Origin of the sequence: Kitasatospora sp. NPDC048286 (genome assembly GCF_043201735.1) — a bacterium.
GTDB lineage: Bacteria > Actinomycetota > Actinomycetes > Streptomycetales > Streptomycetaceae > Kitasatospora.
Window position 1 is genome coordinate 293,407 of the sequence record NZ_JBICZE010000002.1, and the last position, 21,659, is coordinate 315,065.

18 protein-coding genes are annotated in these 21,659 nt (G+C 73.3%); 6 read left to right on the forward strand and 12 right to left on the reverse strand.

Features of this window, described 5'->3' with window-relative positions; all coding sequences use genetic code 11:
- The first annotated feature begins 69 nt into the window (after positions 1-69).
- The 3 genes from ACGF13_RS05665 to ybaK all read left to right on the forward strand — a co-directional run bounded on the left by ACGF13_RS05665 (position 70) and on the right by ybaK (position 2,980).
- A complete protein-coding gene (locus ACGF13_RS05665; RefSeq protein WP_392869265.1) occupies positions 70-1,650 on the forward strand; it encodes an oxidoreductase in 1,581 nt (526 codons plus the stop codon).
- Between the two features lie 84 nt (positions 1,651-1,734).
- Positions 1,735-2,463 carry an LON peptidase substrate-binding domain-containing protein gene (locus ACGF13_RS05670; RefSeq protein ID WP_392869267.1) on the forward strand — a complete coding sequence of 243 codons (729 nt, stop codon included), beginning with the start codon at positions 1,735-1,737 and terminating at the stop codon, positions 2,461-2,463.
- A 22-nt stretch (positions 2,464-2,485) separates the two neighbouring features.
- Positions 2,486-2,980 (forward strand): Cys-tRNA(Pro) deacylase, encoded by a 495-nt coding sequence (gene ybaK / locus ACGF13_RS05675; protein WP_392869269.1) that lies wholly within the window; start codon positions 2,486-2,488, stop codon positions 2,978-2,980.
- 25 nt (positions 2,981-3,005) lie between these two features.
- Here the strand turns inward: ybaK and ACGF13_RS05680 are convergent, their stop codons facing one another.
- The 6 genes from ACGF13_RS05680 to ACGF13_RS05705 all read right to left on the reverse strand — a co-directional run bounded on the left by ACGF13_RS05680 (position 3,006) and on the right by ACGF13_RS05705 (position 9,349).
- A complete protein-coding gene (locus tag ACGF13_RS05680) occupies positions 3,006-3,770 on the reverse strand; it encodes a hypothetical protein (RefSeq protein ID WP_392869271.1) in 765 nt (254 codons plus the stop codon).
- 82 nt (positions 3,771-3,852) lie between these two features.
- The gene (locus ACGF13_RS05685; protein WP_392869273.1) at positions 3,853-4,662 is read right to left on the reverse strand and encodes an ABC transporter permease; all 810 of its coding nucleotides are present in this window, start codon (positions 4,660-4,662) and stop codon (positions 3,853-3,855) included.
- Positions 4,659-5,657: an ABC transporter ATP-binding protein gene (locus ACGF13_RS05690; protein ID WP_392869275.1), complete on the reverse strand. Its 999-nt coding sequence runs from the start codon at positions 5,655-5,657 to the stop codon at positions 4,659-4,661. The genes ACGF13_RS05685 and ACGF13_RS05690 overlap by 4 nt, the downstream gene beginning before the upstream one ends.
- A gap of 67 nt (positions 5,658-5,724) precedes the next feature.
- The gene (locus ACGF13_RS05695) at positions 5,725-7,008 is read right to left on the reverse strand and encodes an NYN domain-containing protein (protein WP_392869276.1); all 1,284 of its coding nucleotides are present in this window, start codon (positions 7,006-7,008) and stop codon (positions 5,725-5,727) included.
- Between the two features lie 310 nt (positions 7,009-7,318).
- The gene (locus ACGF13_RS05700) at positions 7,319-8,347 is read right to left on the reverse strand and encodes an aspartate-semialdehyde dehydrogenase (RefSeq protein WP_392869278.1); all 1,029 of its coding nucleotides are present in this window, start codon (positions 8,345-8,347) and stop codon (positions 7,319-7,321) included.
- Positions 8,348-8,461: 114 nt separating this feature from the next.
- Entirely contained in the window at positions 8,462-9,349 is an 888-nt protein-coding gene (locus ACGF13_RS05705) for a dihydrodipicolinate synthase family protein (RefSeq protein WP_392869280.1), read from the reverse strand.
- 105 nt (positions 9,350-9,454) lie between these two features.
- On the opposite strand from ACGF13_RS05705, the gene ACGF13_RS05710 reads away from it, so the two are divergent.
- Positions 9,455-10,342: a LysR family transcriptional regulator gene (locus tag ACGF13_RS05710; protein ID WP_392869282.1), complete on the forward strand. Its 888-nt coding sequence runs from the start codon at positions 9,455-9,457 to the stop codon at positions 10,340-10,342.
- A 207-nt stretch (positions 10,343-10,549) separates the two neighbouring features.
- On the opposite strand, the gene dnaE is transcribed toward ACGF13_RS05710, so the two are convergent.
- Both dnaE and ACGF13_RS05720 read right to left on the reverse strand, forming a co-directional pair.
- On the reverse strand, positions 10,550-14,083 hold the full coding sequence (gene dnaE, locus ACGF13_RS05715) for a DNA polymerase III subunit alpha (protein WP_392869283.1): 3,534 nt from the start codon (positions 14,081-14,083) through the stop codon (positions 10,550-10,552).
- A gap of 124 nt (positions 14,084-14,207) precedes the next feature.
- Positions 14,208-15,053: a hypothetical protein gene (locus ACGF13_RS05720; protein WP_392869285.1), complete on the reverse strand. Its 846-nt coding sequence runs from the start codon at positions 15,051-15,053 to the stop codon at positions 14,208-14,210.
- Between the two features lie 194 nt (positions 15,054-15,247).
- Between ACGF13_RS05720 and ACGF13_RS05725 the strand changes: the two genes are divergently transcribed.
- Both ACGF13_RS05725 and ACGF13_RS05730 read left to right on the forward strand, forming a co-directional pair.
- Complete coding sequence (locus tag ACGF13_RS05725) at positions 15,248-15,667, forward strand: I66 family serine proteinase inhibitor (protein ID WP_392869287.1); 420 nt, start codon at positions 15,248-15,250, stop codon at positions 15,665-15,667.
- Between the two features lie 200 nt (positions 15,668-15,867).
- Complete coding sequence (locus ACGF13_RS05730; RefSeq protein ID WP_392869289.1) at positions 15,868-16,653, forward strand: VOC family protein; 786 nt, start codon at positions 15,868-15,870, stop codon at positions 16,651-16,653.
- Between the two features lie 31 nt (positions 16,654-16,684).
- Here ACGF13_RS05730 and ACGF13_RS05735 read toward each other — a convergent pair whose 3' ends face one another.
- The 4 genes from ACGF13_RS05735 to ACGF13_RS05750 form a co-directional block, all read right to left on the reverse strand.
- Positions 16,685-17,887 (reverse strand): MFS transporter, encoded by a 1,203-nt coding sequence (locus ACGF13_RS05735; protein ID WP_392869291.1) that lies wholly within the window; start codon positions 17,885-17,887, stop codon positions 16,685-16,687.
- Between the two features lie 49 nt (positions 17,888-17,936).
- Positions 17,937-18,662, reverse strand: coding sequence for an HAD family hydrolase (locus tag ACGF13_RS05740; protein ID WP_392869293.1), 726 nt, complete (start codon positions 18,660-18,662; stop codon positions 17,937-17,939).
- A 145-nt stretch (positions 18,663-18,807) separates the two neighbouring features.
- Entirely contained in the window at positions 18,808-20,535 is a 1,728-nt protein-coding gene (locus ACGF13_RS05745; RefSeq protein ID WP_392869295.1) for a carbamoyltransferase, read from the reverse strand.
- 479 nt (positions 20,536-21,014) lie between these two features.
- The gene (locus ACGF13_RS05750) at positions 21,015-21,593 is read right to left on the reverse strand and encodes a dienelactone hydrolase family protein (protein WP_392869297.1); all 579 of its coding nucleotides are present in this window, start codon (positions 21,591-21,593) and stop codon (positions 21,015-21,017) included.
- Positions 21,594-21,659: the final 66 nt, after the last annotated feature.

Below are 21,659 nucleotides of genomic sequence, written 5' to 3' on the forward strand. Positions count from 1 at the left end.
CCGGAACCGCTGGTCCCGCATTTCAGTCCGTGATACGAAAGGCGAGACGACCGGGGGACGGGGGAAACCATGGCGGAGCGTGCTCCGGAGGGCTGGACGGGGGTCGAGCAGCGGCTCTGGGAGGCTTACCGCCAAGGTGTGATCCTGGACCTGCGAACGGGCGACGCGGACGCCGACGACCCCTTCGGCGACGCCGACTGGGGCCCCGAGCGCACCGTCCGCGCCGAGGTGCTCGCCCACCTGCTGCTGGCCGGCCCGCGGCCCGCCCCCGGGCGGGTCGCCTCGCTGCGGTTCAGCGGTGTGCTGGTCACCGGCGCGCTCAACCTGGCCGGCGCCGCCATAGACCGCTACATCGAGCTCCACGAGTGCCGCTTCGAGCACAAGATCCTGCTCTCCGAGGCCTCGGCCCCGACGCTGCGCTTCGTGAACTGCCTGATCCCCCGGCTGGAGGCCTCCCGGATCTCCACCACCGGCGACCTCCACCTGGCCCGCTGCCGGCTCCCCGAGGGCATCCGGCTCACCGACGCCAAGATCGGCACCGACCTGCTGCTCAACCAGACGCACGTCGGCGGCGACCGCTACGGCCGGGCCGTCTCCGCCGACGGGATCACCGTCAACCAGGACTTCGAAGCCGAACGCCTGGAGACCCGGGGCGAGTTGAGCATACGCACGGCCCGGATAGGCGGCCGGCTCTCGCTGCGCGGCGCCCAGCTGCACGCCGACCGCCGGCACAACCAGACCTGCCTCAACGCCGTCCGGGTCACCATCGGCCACACCCTCTACCTGACCGGCTCCGCCGACCTCGGCTGGATCGGCTCCCGGGGCTACTACGGCTCCGGCTACGGCCAGGTCCCGCCGCCCGACGGCCCCGTCACCCCGTTCCGGGCCTTCGGCCGGGTCCGGCTGTCCGACTCCCGCTTCGAGGGCGCCTGCCTGATCTCCGGCGAGTTCCACCTGGAGGACGACGACGAGCTCTCGCTGCGCCGCATCCAGACCCCCGAGCTGCGGTTCTCCTGCGACTTCCGCCCCACCGGCACCGTCTCGCTCTCCCGCGCCCGGGTCGGCAACCTGGTCGACCGGCCGCACGCCTGGCCGCTCGGCAAGCACCTGGGCCTCACCGGCTTCGTCTACGAGAACCTGCGCCCGATCAGCACGTTCACCGTCCAGCAGCGGATCGCCTGGCTGGAGGGCTCCTCGGTGGACTTCCAGCCCGAGTCCTACGAGCAGCTGGCCGCCGCCCTGCGCCGCGACGGCGCCGACGACGACGCCCGCGAGGTGCTCTACGCCAAGCAGCGCCGGCGCCGCCGCACCCTGCCGCTGCCCGCCCGCGCCTGGGGCGCGGTCCAGGACGCCACCGTCGGCTACGGCTACCGGCCGGGCCGGGCGGGCCTGTGGCTGCTGCTCGCCTGGATCCTCGGCAGCCTCTGGTTCGCCACCCACCCGCCGGAGCCGCTCAAGGCCGACGAGCGCCCGCACTGGAACGCGGTGCTGTACACCCTGAACCAGCTGCTGCCGATCGTGGACCTCAACCAGGGCGGCTGGAACCCGGGCGGCCTCTCCCAGTGGATCTCCGCCGGGCTGGTCGTCATCGGCTGGTTGCTCGCCTCCACGGTCGTCGCCGGCGCCACGCGGATGCTCCAGCGTGGCTGAGCCGGGCGGCGGCGGGGGCCGCCGACCGGGTGGCCTCGTCATCCGTGCGACAAGGCCCCCGTCCGGGGAACTACGCTGTCCGCCGTGACAGAACGGCTGCCGCTCTTCCCGCTGAACACCGTGCTCTACCCGGGCCTGGTGCTGCCCCTGAACGTCTTCGAGGAGCGCTACCGCCGTCTCGTCGCCGACCTGCTCGAACACTCCGAGGACACCCCCCGGCGGTTCGGCGTGCTCGCGATCAGGGACGGCCGGGAGGTCGCGCCGGTCAGGCCCGAGGAGGGCCCGGCCGGCCCGTTGGACGGCCTCGGCACCGCCACCGGGGACCCGTTGGAGGCGCTGTTCCACATCGGCTGCGTCGCCGACGTCGCCTCCGTCGAGCACCAGCCGGACGGCCGCTACGAGCTACTGGTCACCGGCACCACCCGGTTCCGGCTGCGCTCGGCGGACGTCTCCGGCCCGTACCTGACCGGCGAGATCGAGCCGATCGAGGAGCTCCCCGGCGAGGGCTCCGGCGCCCTGGCCTCCGAGGTCGAGCGGGCGTTCCGGGTCTACCAGAAGCGCCTGGCCGGCGCCCGCGAGGCCAGCACCGTCGGCCGCCAGGAGCTCCCGGACGACCCCCAGGTGCTCTCCTACCTGGTCGCCGCCGCCTCGGTGTTCGAGACCCCGGTCAAGCAGCGGCTGCTCGCCTGCCCGGACACCGCCCAGCGGCTGCGCGCCGAACTCGACCTGCTGCGCCGCGAGACCGCCGTCCTCAGCTGGCTGCCCTCGCTGCCCGCCGCCGACCTCACCCGCCAGCGCTTCAGCCCCAACTGACCGAGGAGCCCGAGGACCCCGCATGGCCAAGAAGAGCAGGAAGGGCGGGCAGGGCACCCCCGCCACCGTCGCCCTGGAGGCCGCCGCCGTCCCGTTCACCGTGCACGCCTACGACCACGACCCGGCCGCCGCCTCCTACGGCGGCGAGGCCGCCGAGGCCCTCGGTGTCACGCCCGAGCGGGTCTTCAAGACCCTCGTCGCCGACGTGGACGGCACCCTCACCGTCGGCGTGGTCCCGGTCGCCGGCCAGCTCGACCTCAAGGCCCTGGCGGCGGCCGTCGGCGGCAAGCGCGCCGCCATGGCCGACCCGGCCGCCGCCGAGCGCAGCAGCGGCTACGTCCGCGGCGGCATCTCCCCGCTGGGCCAGCGCCGCCCGCTGCGCACCGTCGTCGACGCCAGCGCGCTCGGCCACCCCACCGTCTACGTCTCGGCCGGCCGCCGCGGCCTCGAAGTGGAACTCGCCCCCGCCGACCTGGTCGCGCTCACCGGGGCCCACACCGCCGCCATCGCCCGCTGAGCGCACCCCCGCCCGCGGGCAGCGGTCAGCGCTCCGGGCCGCTCCCCGTCCCCGGCCCGGCCCACTGCCCCGTCGGCGCACCCGTCGGAGTCCCCGTCGGCGTGCCCGTCGGCGGCACCCCCAGCGGAGCCTGCGCGACCGGCGCCCAGTACGGCGGCGGGTCCTCCTCGCGCTTCCCGAACGCGGCCGAGAGCAGGAGCAGCACCACCATCGCCGTCATCGGCCAGACCAGCAGCGCCCCCAGCGCCCCCAGGTCGATGCTCGCGTCGAAGTGGCCGCCGTCGCCGACCCGCCGGGCCTGGCCGATCAGGTCGCCGCTCGGCCCGAGCCACCGCCCGATCCGCCAGGCCCCGATCGATCCGAGCAGCCCGCCGACGGTCAGCCCCACCGCGACCGCGATGCCGCCACCGCGCCGCCGGGTCACCAGGAAAGCCCCGAGCGCGGTCAGGATCCCGGCCCCCAGGGCGATGAGCACGAACACCGCGTCGGCCCCGGCCCGCTGCTCGCCCTCGGGGTCGGCGTAGAGGATGCGGTCCCCGTCCACCAGCAGCGGCACCTTCGGCGCCAGCCAGACCCACAGCCCGGCCACCACCAGTGCGGCCACCAGACAGGCGACCACGACACCGGCACCGACCCGCACCTCCGGCAGCAGCCGCTTCCCCAGCGGAGTCGTCCCCTCCCCGAAGGCGGTGGCGCCGTGCGCCGGCGGCGCGAACGGGTCGGGCGCTGCGTCCGGCTCCGCCTGCGCATCGGCGGGGGCGGGATCCGGAGGTGTGTTCGGTACGGTCACAGGCCCCATCGTTTCACGACGGCCACTCGAACGACCCACCACCGTACCCACGGAACCGGGACGGTCCCGCCACGGGACGCCCCTACCGCGAGACCGCCCGCCGGTACGCCCAGGTGGCGACGGCCAGCGACACCACGCCCACCCCCGCGCAGACCGCGAGGTCCCCGAGCACCAGCGCCCAGTCCGGATCCGGCGCGAAGGTCCGCGCGAAGGCGTCCACCCCGTACGTGGACGGCAGCAGGTCCCGCAGCCACTGCACCGGCTGCGGCAGGTGCTCCGCCGGCAGCACGCCCAGCAGCAGGGCGGCCGACATCCCGAGCTGCCCGAGCATCGTCGCGATCTCCTGCCGCGGCGCCAGCAGCCCGCAGGCCGCCCCCAGCCCCGACAGCGCGGCCCCGGCCAGCGGCACGACCGCCAGCAGCACCCACAGCTGCCCGAGCGGCAGCCCGAACGTCACCGCCCCGAACGCCGCCGTGGCGAGCGTCCCGGGCAGGGTGAAGGAGGCGTACGCGGCGGCCGTCCCCAGCACCACCGAGGCGGCCGGCACCGGCAGCGTCGCGTAGTGGTCGAGCCCGCCGGTGGCCCGCAGCTTCCCGAAATACTGGGCGAGCAGGTTCAGCGCGACGAAGGCCACCACCAGCACGCTCGCGCCGGCGACCACCGACCGCGCCTCCGAGGACTGCCCGGCGTCCACCACGCCCCGCATCATCACCAGGATGCCGACGGACTGGAAGGTGGCCACGAACAGCAGCGGGATGCGCGCCACCCGCGCCCGGGCGAGCTGCGCCCGGTACACGGCCGCGAGCGCCGGCAGCAGCCCGGCCGCGGGGGCGAGCGGAGCGGGGGCGGCCGTGGACCGGCGGGTCTCCGGCGGCACCGAGAGCAGTGTCACTTGGCCAGTCCTCCGTGGCGGCCGCCCAGCTTGAGGTAGGCGTCCTCAAGGCTCGGGGTGGCGAGGGTGAAGTCGTCGAGCGCGGCGAAGGCCGGGCCGGTGGTGACGGCGGCGACCAGTTCGCGGGCCTGCTCGGGGGTGGTGCGGACGGTCCAGCGGCGCCCGGTGCACTCGGCCCGTTCGCGCAGCGCGGCGACGGCGGGCACGCCGACCGGCGCCTCGTCCCGCCAGACCAGGTCCAGCCGGACATCGCCGTCCACCAGTGCCTTGAGCCCGCCGGGCGTGTCGCAGGCGATCACCCGGCCGTCGTCGACCACGGCGACCCGGTCGAGCACCGTCTCCGCCTCGATCACGTTGTGGGTGACCAGCAGCACCGTCGTCCCGTGCTCGGCGCGCCGCCGGTCCACGGCGCTCCACACGGCCCGCCGGGCGACGGGGTCCATGCCGGTGGTGGGCTCGTCCAGGACGAGCAGCGGCCGCTCCCCCACCAGGGTGGCGGCGAAGCAGGCGAGCCGCCGCTGTCCGCCGGACAGCTTGGCGAGCGGCCGGGTGGCGATCGGCTCCAGCCCGAGTTCGGCCAGCACGTCCGCGGCCGCGCCGCGGGCCTGCGCCCGGGTGAGTCCGCGCAGCCGTCCGGTGGTCTCGGCGGCGAGCGCCACCGTCAGCTCGTCCAGCGCGGTGGATTCCTGCCCGAGGTAGCCGAGCAGCCGGGCGGCCCGGTCGGGGTGGCGCACGATGTCGTGACCGAGGAGTTCGACGGATCCCGAGTCGGGGCGCAGCAGCCCGGTGAGCTGGCGCACCAGCGTCGACTTCCCGGCTCCGTTCGGCCCGAGCAGCCCGAAGATCTCGCCCTGGCGGACGGTGAGGCTGATGCCGTCGTTGGCCCGGATCTCGGTGGCGGCCGCGCCGCGTCCGCTGCGGTAGGTCCTGACCAGGTCGCGTACGGCCACGCACGGCTGGGGTTCCTCGGGTGCTCGCCCGGCCGTCTCGTTCACGACCGACGACTCTACGCGCTCATACGGGCGAACCGGACAAGGGGGCCCTCGGACCGGTCGGGTCGGCTCAGTCCTCGACGACCATCGACCCGCCCGGTACCCGCGCCGCCAGTTCCTTCCAGAACCCGGCCCGGATGGCGTAGCGGTCGTGTTCGTCGATCTGGTCGTCCTTGTGCGCCAGCAATCCGAAGCGGGCCGCGTAGCGCAGCAGCTCGCCGTCCACCCGGTGCGGGATCCGCGGGTAGTCGGGCCAGAGCACGGTGAGTCTCTCGTTGTCGCCGAGGCGTTCGCTCCAGCGGCGGGCGAAGACCTGCCCGACCTCGTGGGCGTCGCCGCCGATGGAGGTGATGTCCTCCTCGCGGTCGGCCCAGCGCTGCTCGGCGGTGGTGAGCTGGGCGAGGGTGGGCAGGCTGTCGCCGGCGGTGACGGCGGGCTCCGGGGCGGGCCGGTCCACCCAGCCCCGGTCGGAGGACCAGCGCAGCACCGGCCCGCCCTGCGCGGCGGCGGCGTGCCCGTTGGTGGCGTGGCCGTTGGTGGCGCCGGCCACCGGGGTGACCGGGGTGACGGAGGGGGCGCGCCCGGCCAGGTCCTTCGGTGTCGGTACGACCTTGAGCGCGGCCGCGGCCGGCTGCGGCCGTCCGTCGACGGCGGCGGCGGCGCTCTCCGGGGCCGCGGCGGCGGCTGCCTCGGCGGCGGCCGGGCGGACCACCGGCGGCACCACGGTGGGCAGCGTGGCGGGCGGGGCGGCGAGGATCTTGGCGATCTCCTGCCGGGCGCCCGGGGCCGGGAACAGGCTGGAGTGCTCGCGCAGCGAGAAGGACCCCTCGATCCACTCCCGGTCCAGCACCCGCCGCTCGTCCGCCTCGCCGACCAGGTCCTCAGACTGGTTGAAGTCGCCGTCGGCGGCCTGCAGGGCCCACAGGTGGACGGCCACCCCGTGTTCCTTGGCGGTCATCATGCCGGGCAGCAGGTCCCCGTCGCCGGTGATCAGCACGACGTCGGCGCAGGCCCGGTTGCGGGCGAGTTCGGAGAGTTCGGCGTGCATCGCGGCGTCCACGCCCTTCTGCACCCAGCGCCCCTCGGCCCGGGTGAGCGCGCCCAGCCGTACGGTGACCCGGGGCAGCACCCGCAGCCGCCGGTGCTCGGGCATCGGGCGCCGGTCGGGCGCGGCGTCGAACCAGTAGATCCGCAGCAGCGGCAGCCCGGTCTCGGCCTCGGCCCGCTCGCGCAGTGCGGTGATCAGGGCTGTGTGGTTCACGGTGACCCTGGAACGGGACGGATCCCCGGCGAGCAGGCTGGCGGCGGCGCCCAGCAGGTATCCGGCGTCCACCAGGACGACACAGCGGTCCATCGCGCACCTCTTTTCGCTCGCCCTCGGAATCAGTCGGGTGGATCGATTCGGGAACGGGCCGGTCGGCCCGTCGTCCGGACGTGCCGAGGTGAGGGGCCCCCGTCGCCGCCCGATCGTTGGGTCAGCTTTTACCCGCGGTTCGCCCGCCGAACCTCGCCGCTTGTCCCGGTACCGCAACAGCCGCCCCGGCCGGGAGCGGACAGAAGCGAGGGCGGGCCCCGTACAACGACGGGGCCCGCCCTGGGTCACGCGGCGGTGTTCCGGACGGTGGACACCGGTGGTCCGGCCGGTGCGGCTCGGCCGGGGACGCTCAGCCCCTGAGCTCGGCGGCGACCAGCTCGGCCAGCTGGACGGCGTTCAGCGCGGCGCCCTTGCGCAGGTTGTCGTTCGAGACGAACAGCGACAGGCCGTTGTCCACCGTCTCGTCCGCCCGGACGCGGCCGACGTAGCTCGGGTCCCGGCCGGCGGCCTGGAGCGGGGTGGGGATGTCGGACAGCTCGACGCCGGGGGCGCCATCGAGCAGCTCGACGGCGCGCTCGGGGCTGATCGGGCGCTCGAAGCGGGCGTTGATCTGCAGCGAGTGGCCGGAGAAGACCGGGACGCGCACGCAGGTGCCGGAGACCTTCAGCTCGGGGATGCCGAGGATCTTGCGGCTCTCGTGGCGGAGCTTCTGCTCCTCGTCGGTCTCGTTGGAGCCGTCGTCCACGAGGGAGCCGGCCAGCGGCACCACGTTGAAGGCGATCGGCCGCGCGTAGACCCTGGGCTCGGGGAACTCGACGGCACCGCCGTCGTGGGCGAGCCCGGCGGCGCCCTCCACGACCTTGGCGGCCTGGTCCTGCAGCTCGGCGACGCCGGCCACACCGCTGCCGGAGACGGCCTGGTAGGTGGAGACGACGAGCGCGGCCAGGCCGGCCTCCTCGTGCAGCGGGCGCAGCACGGGCATGGCGGCCATGGTGGTGCAGTTCGGGTTGGCGATGATGCCCTTGGGGCGGTCCGCGACGGCCTCCGGGTTGACCTCGGAGACGACCAGCGGGACCTCGGGGTCACGGCGCCAGGCGGAGGAGTTGTCGATCACGACGGCACCGGCCGCGGCGACCTTGGGGGCCAGGGCCTTGGAGGTCGAGCCGCCGGCCGAGAAGATCACGATGTCGAGGCCGGTGTAGTCGGCCGTGGCCGCGTCCTCGACGGTGACCTCGGTGCCCTGCCAGGGCAGCGTGCGCCCGGCCGAGCGGGCCGAGGCGAACAGCCGCAGCTGCTCCACCGGAAAGTTGCGCTCCGCCAGGATCTCGCGGACCACGCCGCCGACCTGGCCGGTGGCGCCGACAATGCCGATCTTCATCTCCGACTACTCCTCTGAATGGTGCTGTTCACGGCCGCACTCCGTCCATCATGCCTTGTCACGCGGGTGGGGCGGCCTGGCGTTCCACGGTGTGAGAGGCCGCCCGGACGGACTCTAGTGGTCCAGACCACTGGCGAGGGCCAGTGCGGCGCGGACCTCCGCCTCCCCGGCCGGCAGCAGGGGCAGCCGCACGTCGGGGGTCGGGATGCGGCCCTGGGCGTGCAGCACGCCCTTGGTCACCGTCGGGTTCGGCGCGGTGAAGGCGGACAGCGCCAGGCCGGTCAGCCGGTGCCCGAGCGCCCGAGCCCGCGCCACGTCCCCGGCCTGCCAGGCCTCGACCAGCTCGACGAACCGGCCGGTCGCCAGGTGGGCGGAGGCGAGGATGCCGCCGGCCGCGCCGAGCGCCAGCATCGGCGAGAGGTACGCGTCCTCGCCGGTGAGGAACGCGAACCCCGCGGGGGCGTCGGCGAGCAGTTCGGCGGCCGTCTGGTCCAGCCCGCCGGTCGCGTACTTGACGCCCACCACGCCCTCGATCGCGGCGAGTTCGCGCAGCGCGGCGGTGGAGAGCTGCTGCCCGGTGCGGTACGGGATGTGGTAGACGACCAGCGGCAGCGGGCTGCTCGCGGCCAGCGCCCGGAAGTGCGCGACCGTCCCGGCCTCGCCGGCCCGGACGAAGGACGGCGTGGTGACCAGCGCCGCGGCCTGCGGCACCCGCGCGCCGAGCGCGGCCAGCGCCTCGCCGACGACCCGGGTGCCGCCGCCAGAGGCGCCGACGGTCAGCTGCGCCCCGCGCGCGGCGCAGGCGGCCGCGGCGACGTCCACCACCGCGTCCCGCTCCCCGGCGGTCAGCGCGGCCGGCTCGCCGGTGGTGCCGAGGGCGACCAGCCCGGCCGCGCCGGCGTCCAGGAGCTCGTACGAGAGCTTCTCCAGCGCGTCGAGGGCGACGGAGCCGTCGGCGGCGAAGGGGGTGATCAGGGGGACGTGGATGCCCTTGAGTTCCATGCCCACGATCCTGCGGCGCGCCGATCGCCCAGGTCCAGTTCACATTTCCGACGCTACTCGTAAGCTGAGCCGATGCTCGGGCCGGTGCCCGACTAGGCTGGACCGATGCTGGACGTCCGACGCCTGCGCCTGCTGCGCGAACTCGCCCACCTCGGCACCATCGCGGCCGTCGCCGAGGCACTCTCCTTCAGCCCCTCGGCCGTGTCCCAGCAGCTGTCCGTCCTGGAGAAGGAGGCGGGCGTCCCACTGCTGGAGCGCACCGGGCGGCGGGTCACCCTCACCCCGGCCGGGCGCAACCTGGTCCGGCACGCCGAGGCGGTGCTCGCCCTGCTGGAGCAGGCCGGCGCCGAACTCGCCCACACCAAGCGGGGGTTGGCCGGTCCGCTGCGGATCGGCACCTACCCCTCGGCGGCCCGGGCGATCATCCCGGGGGTGCTCGCCGAACTGGCGAGCTGGCACCCGGGACTGGAGCCGATGGTCACCGAGGTGGACCCGGCGGCCGTCGGCGCGGCGCTGCGGGCGGGCGAGCTGGACGTGGCGCTGGTGCACGAGTACGACCTCGTCCCGACCGACCCCGAGCCGGGCCTCGCGGTGACCCGCCCGGTCTTCACCGAGCCCATGTACCTGGCCGCCCGCGTCCCGGGCACCGTCGCCGAGCAGCGCGCCGCGCCGTGGATCATGTCCCCGCCCGACACGCTCTGCCACACCATGGCCGTCCGCGCCTGCGAGGCGGCTGGCTTCGCACCCCGGATCCGGCACCAGATCGACGACTTCACCACCGTGCTGGCCCTGGTGGCGGCCGGCCAGGGCGTCGCCCTGGTGCCCCACCTGGGCACGGCCGGACTCCCGCCCGGCGTCGTCCTCACCCGCCTGCCGATGTACCGCCGCACCCGCGCCGCCTTCCGCGCCGGCGCCGGCTCCCACCCGGCCATCTCCGCCTTCGTCTCGGCCCTGCACACGGCCGTCCCACCCGGCCTCGGCAGCGGCACCTGACACCCCCACACCCTCCCGACGCCGCCCACCGCCACTCCCCCAACAGCAGCTCCCCGCGCCCCCTCCCCTTCCCTCCCGCCCCCGCGCCTCCTTCCCCTCCCCACAACAGAAGTTCCCCGCGCCCGAAGGGGCGCGGGGAACTGCGCGAAGCGGAAGGCCGCTACCCGCACTCAAGCACCGGCAGCCGCTCCCGGCAGCCGCCCGGTCTCACCCCGCCAGACAGCTCGGCCCGAGCAGCTGCTTCAGGTCCCCGAACAGCGCCGGGTCCGACTTCACCCGGTGCCGGTCCAGCCGCAGCACCGTGGTCTTGTTGCGGCCCTCCAGCCGCACCCGCACCTCGGTGGTGCCGCGGTGGCTCCCGAGCACCTCGCCGAGCCGGGCCACCAGCGGCGGGGTGACCTTCCCGCTCGGGATGTTGATGGTGATCGGCGCCTCGGCGTGGGCGTTCGACAGGTCGGGGACGGACAGCTCCATCCCCATCAGCCGCGGCACGTCCTCCCGCTTGTCCAGCTTGCCGCGCACGAACACCACGGCGTCCTCGACCAGTTGCGAGGACACCAGCTGGTAGCTCGCCGGGAAGAACATGCAGTCGATGGACCCCGCGAGGTCCTCCACCGTCGCGATCGCCCACGCGTTGCCCTGCTTGGTCATCTTCCGCTGGAGGCCCGAGATGATGCCGCCGATGGTGATGATCGTCCCGTCCGGCCGCTCCGCGAGGTCGGCCACCGCGCAGTCCGCCTTGTCGGCGAGCACGTGCTCGATGCCGTGCAGCGGGTGCGAGGAGACGTACAGGCCGAGCATCTCCCGCTCCTGGGTGAGCAGGAAGGACTTCTCCCACTCCTCCTCGGAGAAGACGACGTCCAGCCCGAAGCTCGGCTCGTCCGTGGTGGCGTCGCCGCCGAAGAGGTCGAACTGCCCCTCGGCCTCCTTGCGCTTCACGCCGACGACGTTGTCGATCATCGGCTCGAACTGCGCGCTCAGGCCCTTGCGGGTGTGCCCGAGCGAGTCGAACGCACCGGCCTTGATCAGCGATTCGACGGTCCGCTTGTTGCAGACCACCGACTCCACCTTGTCCAGGAAGTCGGGGAAGGACGCGAACTTCCCCTTCGCCTTCCGGGTCCGGATCATCGAGTCGACCACCGGCCCACCGACGTTGCGGATGGCGGTCAGGCCGAAGCGGACCAGGGTGTCACCGTGCGGGGTGAAGTCCGAGTCCGACTCGTTGACGTCCGGCGGCAGCACCTGGATGCCCATCTTGCGGCACTCGTTGAGGTAGACCGCGGACTTGTCCTTGTCGTCCTTGACGGAGGTGAGCAGGCCGGACATGTACTCGGCCGGGTAGTTGGCCTTGAGGTAGGCGGTCCAGTACGAGACCAGCCCGTAGCCGGCGGTGTGCGCTTTGTTGAACGCGTAGCCGGAGAAGGGGACGAGGACGTCCCACACGGCCTGGATGGCCGCGTCGGAGTAGCCGCGCTCGCGGCAGCCCTTCTGGAAGGGGACGAACTCCGCCTCCAGGATCTCCTTCTTCTTCTTGCCCATCGCCCGGCGCAGCAGGTCGGCCTGGCCGAGGGAGTAGCCGGCCAGGATCTGCGCGGCCTTCTGCACCTGCTCCTGGTAGACGATCAGGCCGTACGTCGGCCGGAGTACCTCCTCCAGGGGCTTCTCCAGCTCCGGGTGGATCGGGGTGATCTCCTGCTGCCCGTTCTTGCGCAGCGCGTAGTTCGTATGGGAGTTGACGCCCATCGGGCCCGGGCGGTACAGCGCCAGGACGGCGGAGATGTCCTCGAAGTTGTCGGGCTTCATCAGGCGCAGCAGCGAGCGCATCGGCCCGCCGTCGAGCTGGAAGACGCCGAGCGTGTCGCCGCGGGCGAGGAGTTCGTAGGTCGGCTTGTCGTCCAGGGGCAGATCAAGCAGGTTGATCTTGACGCCCTTGTTCTTCTCGATCGCCTTGACTGCGTCGTCCATGATCGTCAGGTTGCGCAGGCCGAGGAAGTCCATCTTGAGGAGGCCGAGGCCCTCACAAGTGGGGTAGTCGAACTGCGTGATGGTGACGCCGTCGGTGTGCCGGGTCCAGACCGGGATGTGGTCGGTCAGCGGCTCGGCGGACATGATGACGCCCGCGGCGTGAACGCCGGGCTGGCGGATCAGGCCCTCGATGCCGCGCGCGGTGTCGATGACCTTCCGGACGTCCGGGTCGGTCTCGTACAGCCCGCGGATCTCCCCGGCCTCGCTGTAACGCGGGTGCGAGGAGTCGGTGATGCCGGACAGCGGGATGCCCTTGCCCATGACGTCCGGCGGCATCGCCTTGGTGATCCGGTCGCCCATCGCGTACGGGTAGCCGAGGACGCGCGAGGAGTCCTTGATGGCGGCCTTCGCCTTGATGGTGCCGTACGTGACGATCATGGCGACCTTGTCGGATCCCCACTTCTCGGTCACGTAGCGGATCACGTCACCGCGCCGGCGCTCGTCGAAGTCGATGTCGACGTCGGGCATGGAGATGCGCTCGGGGTTGAGGAAGCGCTCGAAGATCAGGCCGTGCGGGATCGGGTCGAGGTCGGTGATGCCCATCGCGTACGCGACCAGCGAGCCGGCCGCCGAACCACGGCCGGGGCCCACCGCGATGCCCTGGCTCTTGGCCCACATGATGAAGTCGGCGACCACGAGGAAGTACGCCGGGAACCCCATCTGGATGATGGTGTCCATCTCGTACTCGGCGAGCTTCTTGTGCTCCTCGTCGTACCCGTTCGGGAAGCGCCAGTCCATGCCCTCCCAGACCTTGGACTTGAAGAAGTCCGCCTCGGACTCGAAGCCCTCCGGGATGGGGAAGCGGGGCATCAGGTTCTTGAACTTGAACATGCCCTCGGTGTCGACCCGGGAGGCGACGAGCAGCTGGCTGTTGCGGCAGCCCTCCTGCCAGGCGTCGGAGGAGTCGAGGGCGTACATCTCGGCCGCGGACTTGATGTAGTAGCCGGTGCCGTCGAAGCGGAAGCGGTCCGGGTCCGAGAGGTTCTTGCCGGTCTGGACGCAGAGCAGCAGGTCGTGCGCGCCGGCGTCGGCCTCGGTGGTGTAGTGCGAGTCGTTGGTGACGACCGGGGGGATGTCCAGCTTCCGGCTGATCTCCAGCAACCCGTCGCGGACCCGCTTCTCGATGTCGAGGCCGTGGTCCATCAGCTCCAGGAAGTAGTTCTCCTTGCCGAAGATGTCCTGGTAGTCGGCGGCCGACTTGAGGGCCTCGTCGAACTGGCCGAGGCGCAGCCGGGTCTGCACCTCGCCGGAGGGGCAGCCGGTGGTGGCCATCAGGCCGCCGGAGAGCTCGGAGATCAGCTCCTTGTCCATCCGGGGCCACTTCACCAGCCAGCCCTCGGCGTAGGAGCGCGAGGTCAGCTTGAAGAGGTTGTGCAGGCCCTCCTTGTTGCGGGCCCAGATCGTCTTGTGGGTGTACGCGCCGGACGCGGAGACGTCGTCCCGCTTCTGGTGCGGCTGGCCCCACAGGATGCGCTTGGTGTTGGAGCGGGACTCGGGGGCGACGTACGCCTCGATGCCGATGACGGGGGTGATGCCGGCGTCGGTGGCCTGCCGGTGGAACTCGGCGGCGCCGTACATGTTGCCGTGGTCGGTCATCGCCACGTGGGTCTGACCGAGGCGCTCGACCTCCTTGAACATCTGCTTCAGCCGGGCGGCGCCGTCCAGCATCGAGTACTCGGTGTGGACGTGCAGATGCGCGAACGGCTGGTCGCTCAAGGCGGGGCCTCCGGAGGCTCTGGTGCTGGTCTGGTGGGCCGGTGAACGCGCAGGTCACAGGGGATGCCCTGGAAATGGATGTGGCCCGGAGCGCCTCTCGGGGCCCGGACCACCACTCACACGTTCACGCGTCTACTCTAGCCCCCTCGAACAGCTGACGACCCAGTCCCGAGAGGCGCGCCGCGGCGGCCTCGCGGACCTCCGGCACCTCCAGCGGATCGTCCCGCAGGCGGCCGAGGCGGGCCCGCACGGCGGGCCGGTCGGGGGCGTGGCGGACGGCGAGGAGCCGGGCCCGCGGTTCGCAGTCGTCCAGCGACTCGACGTACACCTCGGGCATGCCCGCGGCCCCCATCGCCGCCAGCGCCTCCAGGTAGGCGGGGCGCTCGGACGAGTGCGGGGTCGAGAGCCAGAAGCGGCGCAGCAGGGAGACGGCGTCGGCGGCCCGCGGGCCGAAGCGGGTTAGGTCGCGGGCGAGGGCGGCGGGGCCGCACCAGGCCCGCGCCACCCAGCACCGCTCCAGCTCGGCGACCAGGGCCGGTATGTCGCGCTCGTCGCCGGGGCCCGCCGGTGGGTACGCGTCGCCGCGGTCCGGGCAGGCCTCCTTCGCGGGGTGGTGCGGGGTCGGGCCGTCCGGCGCCGGGGCGGGGTCCGGCAGTGCCGCCCGGGCCTGCGCCGAGCCGCCGAGCGCGAGCAGTTCCAGGACGCGGGTGGCCCGGCGCCGGGTGCCCTCGTCGCCGGGCAGGAGCTCCACCACCGGCGCGAGCGGCAGCCCCAAGTCCCGGATCAGGCGGGCGAGGTAGCGGTCCCGGTCGTCGGCCGTCGGGTCCCACCGCCAGTCCCAGCGGATGCAGCCGTACACCAGCTCGGCGACCGACGGGCCGTCCTCGGCGGCGATCAGCGCGCCCTGGCCGCGGCCGCGCTGCAGGAGCCCGGGCAGGGTGGTCGTCGGCGCGTAGTGGTCGCTGTGCATGGGGTCCATCGTGCCGCAGCCCCCGGGGCACGGGCGGCGGGGCGGGCGATCGGGCGGCGGTCGGACGGCGGTCGGACGGCGGGCAAGGGGGCGTAGCTCGTTCAGGTGATGACACGCCGAGGCCCGCTCCCCGGCTTCCTCCGAACACGTACAACTGTCCTGCACCTCGCCCACACCGCGAAGGAATGACAGCCATGGCCCAGCTGGAGTCCGGCCTCTACACCATCCAGAACGGCGACGCCAGGATCGGCCGAGCCCGCCACGAGGCCCTGGACCTCGCCCCCAAAGCCGTCTTCGCCAACACCGACGACGAGGACGCGGTCTGGGTCGTCGAGGCCTTCCCCAACAACCACTACCGGCTCTACGCCAAGGGCGCCCCGACCGCCGTGGAGGACCTCAAGCCCGCCGGCCCGCTGGTCTCCCTCCTCCTCGACCAGGGCGACGCCACCGAGTGGGAGCTGATCCCGGTGGCCGGCGCCCCGGACACCTACCGGATCAAGTCCCCGCACGGTTCGTCGTGGACCGTCCTCGAACCCGGCAGGCAGAGCCGGATCGAGGTCATCCCCGTCCTCGAAGGCTCCACCGCCTTCACCTTCGAGAAGATCGACGTGTAAACCCCCGCCCCCGAGCCGCGGCCCCTCGCCCAGCCCCCGCGCGGGGCCGCACCCTCCCCGCCGCCGCTGCCGCTGTCGGCGGGCAAGCGGCCCCGCCGCGCCGGTCCGCCCGGGCCCGGCGGGGCGGGTGGCCCGAGTGGCGAACCGCCGGGCGCGAGGAGATGGTGGCCGGGAGAGACTCCTCACCAGAAAGGGCGATCATGCCCGAGGTCACCTCCCCGTACGCGACCGGCACCCCGTGCTGGGTCGATCTGATGGCCAAGGACCAGCAGGCCGCGCTGGACTTCTACCGCGACCTCTTCGGCTGGCAGGGCCAGGTCGGCAAGAAGGAGTTCGGCGGCTACGCCGTCTGCGAGCTCGACGGCAAGGCCGTGGCCGGCATCGGCGCGGCGGTGTCCCCCGACGGGGCCCCGGAGCCGCCGACCGTCTGGACCAGCTACCTGGCCACCACCGACGCCCAGGCCACCCAGGACGCGATCGTCTCCGCGGGCGGCACCCTGCTCGCGCCGGCGATGGACGTCGGCACCCTGGGCCGGATGCTGATCGCTGCCGACCCGCAGGGCGCGGTGTTCGGCGCGTGGCAGCCGGGTGAGTTCTCCGGCGCCAAGGTCGTCAACCAGGCCGGTGCGCTGATCTGGAACGAGCTGCACACCAGTGACATCCCGGCCGCCACCGCCTTCTACGGCGAGGCGTTCGGCATCGAGATCGAGCCGCTGGAGGGTGTGGACTCGTACTGGGAGCTGCGCGTCGGCGGCCGCCCGGTGGGCGGCGCCACTCTGCTCTCCAACGACCCGCCCGGCATCCCGTCGCACTGGCTGACGTACTTCTCGGTCGACGACGTCGACTCCACCGTGGACGCCCTGGTCAGGAGCGGCGGCTCTGTCTTCGTCCCGCCCTTCGACATGATGGCCGGCCGGATGACCGTGGTCGCCGACCCGCAGGGCGCCCCCTTCGCGATGATCAAGCCCAAGCCGCTCCGACCCTGAGGATCTCCCGACCGCCCGGGCCGGCCGGCGCTCACCGCCGTACGGCCCGCAGCCATCCCGCGAGTCCGAGGCAGAGCAGGCACGCCCCCGCCAGCACCACCGGGATCACCACCGGCCCGCCGGACCCGCCGAGCGCCCCCACCACCGCCGGTACGACGGCGTTGCCGAGCATGCAGCAGAGCGTCAGCACCGAGGTCGCCTGCTGCGGCACCTCCGCCACGCCGGAGACCCAGGCGATCAGCGTCGGCAGCACCGGCGCCAGCGCCAGCCCGGCCAGCGGGTAGGCCGCCACCGCGAGGTGCGGCACGGCGGCGAGCGCCAGCGCGCCGAACGCGGCCGCCAGGTAGGCCGGCAGCGCGGTGCGGCCCGGCACCCGCCGGGTCAGCTGCGGGATCACCAGGCGGCCGACGGCCAGCCCGGCCCAGAACCCCGAGGCCGCGGTGGTCGCCGCCTGGGTGCTCCAGCCCTCGCGGACCAGCTGGGTCGACTGCCAGGCGCCGATGCTGGTCTCCAGGCCCGCGTACACCAGGCCGACCAGCAGGAACGGCAGGAACGCCACGACGACCCCGCCGCGCCGTCCGCCGGCCTCGCCGCGGTCCTCGGCCTCGGTCCGGGGCGTCGTGGCGAGCACCGCCCCGGCCCGCCCGACCAGGAAGCACGGCAGCGAGCACACCGCCGCCGCCAGCGCCAGCAGCCGGATGTCGGTTCGGCCCAGGGCCCCGGCGGCCAGCGGGCCCAGCATCGCGCCGATCCCGAACACCGCGTTCAGCCGGTTGACCATCACCACGCTGTTGCCCGCGAAGCCGCGCGCGAACGCCGTGTTGAGGGTGAGCGCCAGTCCGCCGTACCCGACGCCGGCCACCGCCGCGCAGCCGAGGTAGCCGACCCAGCCGGGGCTGGCCGCCATCCCGGCCGCGCCCGCCGCGAAGACGGCGAGCAGGACGGGCGGCGCCGCCCTGACGTTCAGCCGCCGCCCGAGCAGGCCGATGCCGACGGTCGCGGCGAGCGCGCCGAGGTTGTAGGCGGAGACCACCCGTCCCACCTCGTGCTCGGCGCCGAAACGTTCCCGCAGGAAGGGCAGCGAGGCTCCGAGCGAGGCGGTGAGCACCCCCAGGACGAGGAAGACGCCGAACGCCGAGACGGCCGCCGACCCGGCCATCACCGGCGTGTCCGCCGCCCCGGACGCCACCCCCGCCGGCGCCCCTGCCGGCACGTCCGCCGACACGTCCGCCATCGCATCCGCCGAAGCGCCCGACGGCACGTCCGCCGCCGCCCGCCCCGGCTCAGCCACCGTGCGGCCCGGCCGTCAGCACCACCGCCACCAGCCCGTCCGGGTCGGTCAGCACGAGCGGCCCCGCGTCACCGGCGTGGTCCACCACCAGCGCGGTGAAGTCCGGCACCGCGACCACCGCGCCCGCCTCCACCAGGGCCGGCCCGCCGATGCCGACGCACACCGCCCCCGCGTCAACCGCCGAGCGGACCCCGCTGACCGAGTCCTCGAAGACCAGCGTGCGCTGCGGCCGGATCCCGAGCCCCCGACAGGCCGCCAGGTACGGGTCCGGGTGCGGCTTGCCCCGCTCGACGTCGTCCCGGGTGACGCGCACCCGGAAGACGTCGAGCAGGCCGAGCCCGCCGAGCGCGTTCTCGATCTTCCGCGGCCAGCTGCTGGTGGCCAGGCCGACCGGCACGCCCGCCCGCCGGAGCCGGGTGGCCAGCCCGTCGGCCCCGGGGATCACCGGGTACGGGGCCTCCTCCTCGACGGTGTCCACCTCGGCCCAGATCGCCTTCCGGTCGGCGTCCGAGTGGTCCGGGAAGATCAGCCGGACCGTCTGGTCGCCGGTCCGCCCGTGGACGTACTCCTCCAGCTCCGGGTCCGTCAGTACCCGGCCGTGGCGCCGAGCCGCCGACCGCCACGCCTCCTCGATCACCGGCCTGGAGTCGATCAGGACCCCGTCCATGTCGAAGACGACGGCCTCGACCTCGTACCGCGTTCCGGCTTGCGGCTGCATCGGTCTCCTCACTCGGCGCTCGCGCCATACGGTCTGACGATGGTTCACACTCTCCCGGCCGACGGGCCGGACGGTCAATTGGACTAGACCTCGCTCCACGATCCAGGCCCCTCGCCCGCCCGGCCCGCCCCCGGGTCGGGCCCGGTCAGACCGACTGCCGCGCCATGAAGCCCTCGGCGGAGTCCTTCCAGACCAGGTACACGTCGTCCACCAGCAGCAGGTCGACCACCTCGTCGAGCACCGGGTCGAGCGCGTCGCGGTGCGAGCCGACGATCGGCTCCTCGTGCTTGTTGAACGAGGTGTTCACCAGCGCGGCCTGCCCGCTGCGCTCGTACCAGGCCATCAGCAGACCGTGCAGGAACGGGTCGTCCTGGGCCCGGACGATCTGCGGCCGGGCGGTGTTGTCGACGTGCACCACCGCCGGGCAGGCCTTGGCGAAGGTCTCGTGGCAGTCGTAGGTGATCGTCATGAACAGCGCCGAGGGCTGCTCGGGGTCCCAGCCCACGTAGCAGTCGGCCGCCAGGTCCTCGGCGGTGATCGGCGCGAAGGGCATGAACTCGGTACGGTTCAGGCGCTTGTTGAGCCAGTCGTTCATCGTCACGTCGGCGGTGCCGTAGATGACGCTGCGCCGCCCGAGCGCGCGCGGGCCGAACTCCATCCGGCCGCGGTAGGTGCCGATGACCTGGTCCGCCTCCAGCGCGGCGAGCAGCACCTCGCGCATGTCCTCGCCGATCCGCCGGTAGCGCAGCTCGGGGTAGTCGTTCAGGATCTCCTCCAGCCGACCCTCGGAGATCGCCGCGTCCGGCCCGAGCGCCATCGAGGGCACCCGCGGGCGCTCGCCGGTCTCCCGGTGGGCCACCACCACGGCGGCCTGCAGCGGCAGCCCGCCGTCGCCCATCGGCGGCAGCACGTAGATGTTCCGCACGCCCGGGGTCTCGAAGATCCGCTGGTTCAGCTTGACGTTGGCGAAGACCCCGCCGGACAGGCAGACGTTGCCGCTGGGCACCCGGCCGATGTGCCGCGCCACCACCGCGGTCAGCAGGTTCTCCACGTGCCGCTGGGCCGCCGCCGCGACATCGGCCGGCTCGTGGGTCGCGATCTCGCGCAGCAGTTCGTCGGAGTAGCCGTCGTAGGACGGCTGGTACCAGTCGCCGCAGCGGGCGCGGATCGAGCCGTCCTCCTCGACGTCGATCATCCGCCGCATCAGCGGGAGGAGCTTGTCCGGGTCGCCGTTGGCGGCCAGGCCGGTGATCTTGCCCTCGTGACGGTTGGGGCGGAAGCCGAGCAGCTTGGTGATCCGGCCGTAGAAGTAGCCGAGGCTGTCGATCGAGGTCTCGCGCTGGAGCACCTCCTCGCCGCCGGGGTGGTAGTGGGTGACGGTCAGGGACTGGAAGTCCCCGCGGCCGTCACAGGTGACCACGAGCGCCTCGTCGAACGGCGAGCACAGGAAGGCGCCGAGCCCGTGGGACTCGTGGTGGTCGACGTGAACCACCTTGGCGCGCAGCCCGTTGTCCTCTGTGAAGGCGTCGAACTCGGCGCGCTTCGCGCGGTCGTTGCGAATTTCGTCGGATATCCGCTTACGGAGGTGCGGAAGCGCCTCGGGACGCCGCAGGGCCTCCTCCGAAATGCGGTCCACATAGAGCAGCAGGTGCTTTTCGGCGTCGAATCCGGCCTGCCATCCGTAGGCCACCCGGTCGACCTCGGAAAGCGTGACCCCGGCCTCCTTCAGAACGTACTCGATGGATTGCTCCGGCCAGGCCCTGTGGTCCTTGACCCGGCTGAACCGCTCCTCACTGACGGCCGCGAGGACGGTCCCGTCCTGAACCAGACAGGCGCCGGCCAGGTCATTGTTGGTAATTCCGAGAACAAGCATGTGCCGCTCCAAGCTGGGTTCGCGGGAAATGGCCCGAGGTAGGACTCGAAGGCATTTCCACGGATTCGTCAGGCAAGTGAGGGTTGGAGTGCACACCGATGCTATGAAGGCAATTCACGGGAGATCAACAACGCCCTGGGAATTCCGGCCGTCCGGACGGGCCCGCCGACTGTTACGCGCGGGCGGCCGCACGGTGAACTATCGTCCACGGTCCGGCCATCAGTGCTGGCCGGGCGGCGCGGGGCGCCCGAGAGGTCTGGACCACTCGGGCCTCGATCACGCTCCGTAGCTGTCCGGAAACAGTCCTTCCGGCCCGGAGCGCGGCCCCACCCGCCACCGCGGCGTCAGCGGTCCGGGCCGCGGCGCCGGCCGCCCCGGTCACGGCGCCGCGTTCCGTCTCGACGTCGGCTCCCGGTCACGGCGCCGGGTTCCGTCATGGCGCCGGCTCCCGGTCATGGCGCCGGCTCCCGGCCGAGGCGTCAGCCGTCCAGCTCCGCCAGGAAGTCCAGCGACGCCGCCCAGGCGCGCTCGGCCGCCTCCTCGTCCCAGTCCGGCAGCTCCGGGTCGGTGAACAGGTGTCCGGCGCCCCGGTAGCGGTGCACCTCCACCTCGGCCCCGGCCCGCCGCATCCGCAGGTACCAGGCGTTCAGCCAGTCCTCCGGCTCGAACGGGTCCGGCTCCGCGATGTGCAGCTGCACCGGGATCTCGGTGGCCGCGTCCTCCCGCAGGTCCGAGGTGCCGTGCAGGAGCAGCAGTCCGCGCGCCTTCTCGTCGGCCAGCGCCAGGTTCTGCGCCACCGCGCCGCCGAGCGAGAAGCCGGCGTACACCAGCCCGCCCTCGGACACCGGCGCGGCCGCCGTCACCGCCCGCCGCAACAGCTCGTCGCGGCCGCCGAGCTCCTCCTGGAACTCCTGCGCCTCCTCGACGGAATCGAAGGTCCGCCCGTCGAACAGGTCCGGCGTGTGCACGGTGTGCCCGGCGGCGCGCAGCCGCTCGGCGGCGGCGTGCACGGCCGGGCGCAGTCCGTAGGCGGAGTGGAAGAGGATGATCTGGGCCACGGTCGGGGTCCTTCACCAGGGAGGTCAGCTACCCACCCATGATCGCGCATCCCCCGCCGGGCCCCG

Bases quoted from the DNA above. Each gene is read 5' to 3' on its own strand.
- ACGF13_RS05725 (WP_392869287.1), top strand. From the start codon at position 15,248: ATGGCCCAGCTGGAGTCCGGCCTCTACACCATCCAGAACGGCGACGCC.
- ACGF13_RS05665 (WP_392869265.1), top strand. From the start codon at position 70: ATGGCGGAGCGTGCTCCGGAGGGCTGGACGGGGGTCGAGCAGCGGCTC.
- ACGF13_RS05700 (WP_392869278.1), bottom strand. From the start codon at position 8,347: ATGAAGATCGGCATTGTCGGCGCCACCGGCCAGGTCGGCGGCGTGGTC.
- ybaK (WP_392869269.1), top strand. From the start codon at position 2,486: ATGGCCAAGAAGAGCAGGAAGGGCGGGCAGGGCACCCCCGCCACCGTC.
- ACGF13_RS05695 (WP_392869276.1), bottom strand. From the start codon at position 7,008: ATGGACCGCTGTGTCGTCCTGGTGGACGCCGGATACCTGCTGGGCGCC.
- ACGF13_RS05730 (WP_392869289.1), top strand. From the start codon at position 15,868: ATGCCCGAGGTCACCTCCCCGTACGCGACCGGCACCCCGTGCTGGGTC.
- ACGF13_RS05740 (WP_392869293.1), bottom strand. From the start codon at position 18,662: ATGCAGCCGCAAGCCGGAACGCGGTACGAGGTCGAGGCCGTCGTCTTC.
- ACGF13_RS05735 (WP_392869291.1), bottom strand. From the start codon at position 17,887: ATGGCGGACGTGTCGGCGGACGTGCCGGCAGGGGCGCCGGCGGGGGTG.
- ACGF13_RS05745 (WP_392869295.1), bottom strand. From the start codon at position 20,535: ATGCTTGTTCTCGGAATTACCAACAATGACCTGGCCGGCGCCTGTCTG.
- ACGF13_RS05710 (WP_392869282.1), top strand. From the start codon at position 9,455: ATGCTGGACGTCCGACGCCTGCGCCTGCTGCGCGAACTCGCCCACCTC.
- ACGF13_RS05720 (WP_392869285.1), bottom strand. From the start codon at position 15,053: ATGCACAGCGACCACTACGCGCCGACGACCACCCTGCCCGGGCTCCTG.
- ACGF13_RS05705 (WP_392869280.1), bottom strand. From the start codon at position 9,349: ATGGAACTCAAGGGCATCCACGTCCCCCTGATCACCCCCTTCGCCGCC.